At 69.4% G+C, this 4,096-nt stretch carries 5 protein-coding genes; 2 read left to right on the top strand and 3 right to left on the bottom strand.

All coding sequences use genetic code 11. From position 1 onward, the window contains the following. Window positions 1-129: 129 nt before the first annotated feature. Together VGL20_03890 and VGL20_03885 are read right to left on the bottom strand one after the other, a co-directional pair. The gene (locus VGL20_03890) at window positions 130-1,089 is read right to left on the bottom strand and encodes an IS481 family transposase (protein ID HEY2702812.1); all 960 of its coding nucleotides are present in this window, start codon (window positions 1,087-1,089) and stop codon (window positions 130-132) included. Between the two features lie 88 nt (window positions 1,090-1,177). Beyond that, on the bottom strand, window positions 1,178-1,594 hold the full coding sequence (locus tag VGL20_03885; protein ID HEY2702811.1) for a cobalamin B12-binding domain-containing protein: 417 nt from the start codon (window positions 1,592-1,594) through the stop codon (window positions 1,178-1,180). Between the two features lie 34 nt (window positions 1,595-1,628). Between VGL20_03885 and VGL20_03880 the strand changes: the two genes are divergently transcribed. Together VGL20_03880 and VGL20_03875 are read left to right on the top strand one after the other, a co-directional pair. Then, window positions 1,629-2,267, top strand: coding sequence for a 50S ribosomal protein L25 (locus VGL20_03880; protein HEY2702810.1), 639 nt, complete (start codon window positions 1,629-1,631; stop codon window positions 2,265-2,267). A 7-nt stretch (window positions 2,268-2,274) separates the two neighbouring features. Next, window positions 2,275-3,180 (top strand): mechanosensitive ion channel family protein, encoded by a 906-nt coding sequence (locus VGL20_03875; protein ID HEY2702809.1) that lies wholly within the window; start codon window positions 2,275-2,277, stop codon window positions 3,178-3,180. On the opposite strand, the gene VGL20_03870 is transcribed toward VGL20_03875, so the two are convergent. Then, a partial coding sequence (locus VGL20_03870) for a citrate/2-methylcitrate synthase (GenBank protein ID HEY2702808.1) occupies window positions 3,123-4,096 on the bottom strand: 974 nt, incomplete at its 5' end. The genes VGL20_03875 and VGL20_03870 overlap by 58 nt on opposite strands.

Genomic DNA, 4,096 nt, shown 5'->3' with positions numbered 1-4,096 from the left:
CATCCCCGACGAGGACATCCCGCCCCTGAAGGAGATGGGGGTCAGCCGCATCTTCGGCCCGGGCACCTCGCTCGACGACGTCGTCGGCTTCGTGAACGAGGCCTTCGGGGAGCGCGCCGCCGCCGGCGCCTAGCTGTAATGAGCCGGGACGTTGTTGACGCGCGAGATGGGCGCCTGGAGGCCGAGCGCGGTGTGGGCCCGATGATGGTTGTACAGGTGCAGGTACTCCGGCAAGGCTGACGCCCGGTCGTCGTTGTTGCGGTAGAAGCGGACGTAGGCCCACTCGTCGAGCAGGGTCCGGTTGAAGCGTTCGACCTTGCCATTGGTCTGGGGGCGGCGCGGTCGGATGAAGCGCTGGACGGCTCCCATCTCAGCCACGGCCGCACGGAAGGCGAGCGACCGCCGGTAGGCGAGAGCGTTGTCGGTAAGGACACGCTCGACCGTGATGCCGTGGTCAGAGAAGAACTGCGAGGCGCGGCGCCAGAAAGCGGCGGAGGTCGAGCCGGTCTCGTCGGAGGCGATCTCCACATAGGCGAGCCGAGAGTGGTCATCAACCGCGGCGTGGAGGTATTCGTAGCCGGCGGGGTTGGCGTGGCGGTGGGCCATGCCGACCGTGCGACCCAGCCAGCGGTGGCCTCCACCAAGGGGGATCCGGCCAAGCTTCTTGACGTCGACGTGGATGAGCTCGCCGGGACGATCACGCTCGTACCGACGAATCACTTGGCCGGTCGGGCGATCCATCCAAGCGATCCGGCTGATGCCGCGGCGAACGAGGATGCGGTGAACCGTTGAGGCGGGCACTCCAAGCCGAGCGCCGAGTCGCACCGGTCCGAGCTTCAGCGAGCGACGGAGCTGCTCCACCTTGTGCTCCAGCTGCGGGCTTGTCCGCGTGGGAGACGAGTGCGGTCGGCTCGACCGGTCCAGCAGCCCGAGCGGGCCCTCAAGCCGGAAGCGACGCCACCACTTGTGGGCTGTGGGACGGGAGACGCCCATCTCCTCGGCGACATGAGCGACGGCCCGGCCAGAGGCGATGCGCTGGCACAGGATGAGGCGGCCACGGGGCGTGAGAGCAGCTTTAGGATGGACCACCGAGAGCCTCCTGCCGAGTAGGACGTCGAACATCCGTACTCAGCCAGGAGGCTCTCCCTTGTGTCAACAAGGTCCGTGGTCAGTACAGCTAGGCGCCGGCGGCGGCGCGCTCCCCGAAGGCCTCGTTCACGAAGCCGACGACGTCGTCGAGCGAGGTGCCCGGGCCGAAGATGCGGTTCACCCCCATCTCCTTGAGGGGCGGGATGTCCTCGTCCGGGATGATCCCGCCGCCGAAGACCACGATGTCGCCGGCGCCGCGTTCGCGGAGCAGCCGCAGCACCTCCGGGAAGAGGGTCATGTGCGCGCCGCTGAGGAGGCTGATGCCGATGCCGTCCACGTCCTCCTGGATGGCGGTCTCGACCACCATCTCGGGAGTCTGGTGCAGCCCGGTGTAGATCACCTCGACGCCGGCGTCGCGCAGCGCTCGGGAGATCACCTTGATGCCGCGGTCGTGACCGTCGAGTCCGACCTTGGCGGTCAGGATGCGAATCTTCTTGGTCGCCATCGGGCTGGGATTGTACTTGGTACCATTCCGGCCCATGTCCTCCATGTCCCTCGCCGCGCGTCCGCGCGACACCGCCGGCCACCACATCAACGCGCTCCGGCGCTCCGGCCAGGTGCCCGCGGTCGTCTACGGCCACCGTCAGACCGCGGTCTCCATCCAGGCCGACGCCAAGGAGATCGACCGCATCTGGCAGAGGGCGGGGCGCACCCACCTCGTCGACCTGCAGGTCGATGGCCAGCCGCTGCGGCGGTGCCTGATCCGCGAGCTCCAGCGCAACCCTCGCAACGGGCGGCCGCTGCACGTCGACTTCTTCGCCGTCAACCTGCTCGAGAAGCTCACCGCCGAGGTGCCGCTGGTGCTGGTCGGCGAGTCGCCCGCGGTCACCGACCTGCATCTGGGCTCGCTGCTCCAGACCCTCAACATGGTGAAGGTCGAGTGCCTGCCCACCGACCTGCCCCCGCAGATCACCGTCGACGTGAGCGGGCTGGGCGCGGTCGAGGACAGCATCACCGTCGGCGACCTCACCCTTCCCGACGGGGTGACCCTGGTCAGCGCCGAGGACTCCGAGGTGGTCGTCAAGGTGGCGCCGCTCCGCGTCCGCGAGGAGGCTGACGAGGTGTCCGAAGCGGGTGAGGCCGCGCCGGCCGGGGAGGCCGAGGCCGGCGAGTCCTGACCCGCCGGTGACGCCCACCGGGCTGCTCGCGGCGACCACCACCACCAGCACGGCCGGCTGCCCTGACGACCAGCTGCTGAAGTCGCTCTGTGGCTTCATCCAGGACCACCTCCCGGACGGTCTCGATGCCGGCCCGGTGGTCAGCCGCCTGATCGGCGCCCTGGTCGTCGTCGCCCTGGTCATCGTCGCCGGCCGGCTGTTCCGCGGGGCGGTCAACGGCGCCCTGGTGCGCGCCACCGCCGACCGGCAGGTGCGCAACCTCATCCACAACCTGCTCACCGTGGCCACCCTGGTGCTCGCCCTGCTCGGCGGCCTCAGCGCGCTCGGGCTCTCCTTCAGCGTCCTGGTCACCTCCCTCGGGCTGACCGGCCTCGCCGTCGGCCTCGCCCTCCAGGACCTGCTGCGCAACATCCTCGCCGGCATCTTCCTGCTCATCGAGCGGCCCTTCCGGATCGGCGACGTGATCACCGTGGGCGACCTCAGCGGCACCGTGGAGACCATCGAGCTGCGCACCACCGGCCTGCGGACCGCCGACGGGAGGCTGGCGGTCATGCCCAACCTCAGCGCCTTCAACGGCAACGTGATCAACTCCAGCGCGTACCCGCTGCGCCGCTACAGCGTGACCGTCTGGGTTCCCCAGGGCGACGACCTCGAGGCGGTGCTGCGTGCCGTCCGCACCCAGCTGCAGGAGGCCTCCAGGATCGCCAAGGAGCCGCCGCCCCGGGTGGTGCCGAGGCTCGAGATCGACGGCGGCGTGACCCTGCAGGTCTGGTACTGGCTCGACTACCGCAGCAACGACGAGAACAGCGTCGCCGCCGACCTGGTGCAGCGGCTCTACGCCGCCACCACCGCGGCTCAGCCGGCGGTGGACCCCGCCATCACCCGGCCGTCGCGCTCCGACATCTCCACGTAGCTGCGGCGCGCCTCGCCGAGGTACACCTGGCGGGGCCGGGCGATCCGCTGCTCGGGGTCGAGCAGCATCTCCTCCCACTGCGCCAGCCAGCCGACGGTGCGGGGGATGGCGAACATCACCGGGAACATCTCGGTGGGGAGGTTGAGCGCCTGGTAGATGAGCCCGCTGTAGAAGTCGACGTTGGGGTAGAGCCGGCGCTTGACGAAGTACTCGTCCTCGAGCGCGATCCGCTCCAGCTCCAGGGCGACGTCGAGCAGCGGGTCCGGACGGGTCACCGAGAACACCTGGTCGGCCATCTGCTTGATGACCGTGGCGCGCGGGTCGTAGTTCTTGTAGACGCGGTGGCCGAACCCCATCAGCCGCTCCTTGCCCGCCTTCACACCCTCGATGAACTCGGGGATGCGGTCGGTGGAGCCGATGCGCATGAGCATCCGCAGCACCGCCTCGTTGGCGCCGCCGTGCAGCGGTCCGTAGAGGGCGGCGATGGCGGCGGCGGTCGCCGAGTAGGGGTCGGGCTGGGCCGAGCCCACCGAGCGCATCGCGTTGGTGGAGCAGTTCTGCTCGTGGTCGGCGTGGAGGATGAAGAGCACGTCGAGGGCGCGCTCGATCTCCGGCACCGGCTGGTACCTCTGCTCGACCATCTTGAACATCATGTTCAGGAAGTTGCCGGCGTAGGAGAGCTCGTTGTCGGGGCGCACGTAGTACAGCCCCCGGGAGTGGCGGTAGGCGTACGCCGCCAGGGTCGGCATCTTGGCGATCAGCCGGTACAGCGAGATCCGCCGCTGCTCGGCGTCGTGGATGCGCGTCGCCTCGGGGTAGAAGGTGGCGAGCGCGCCCACCGTCGACAGCAGCATCCCCATCGGGTGGGCGTCGTGGTGGAAGCCGTCCATGAAGCGCTTGATGTTCTCGTGCACCA

The sequence above is a fragment of the Candidatus Dormiibacterota bacterium genome (assembly GCA_036495095.1).
Taxonomy (GTDB): Bacteria; Chloroflexota; Dormibacteria; order Aeolococcales; family Aeolococcaceae; genus CF-96.
The sequence above is the reverse complement of the archived record's forward strand: the minus strand, read 5'-3'. Positions and strand labels throughout refer to the sequence as shown.

Bases quoted from the DNA above. Each gene is read 5' to 3' on its own strand.
- VGL20_03885 (HEY2702811.1), bottom strand. From the start codon at position 1,594: ATGGCGACCAAGAAGATTCGCATCCTGACCGCCAAGGTCGGACTCGAC.
- VGL20_03880 (HEY2702810.1), top strand. From the start codon at position 1,629: ATGTCCTCCATGTCCCTCGCCGCGCGTCCGCGCGACACCGCCGGCCAC.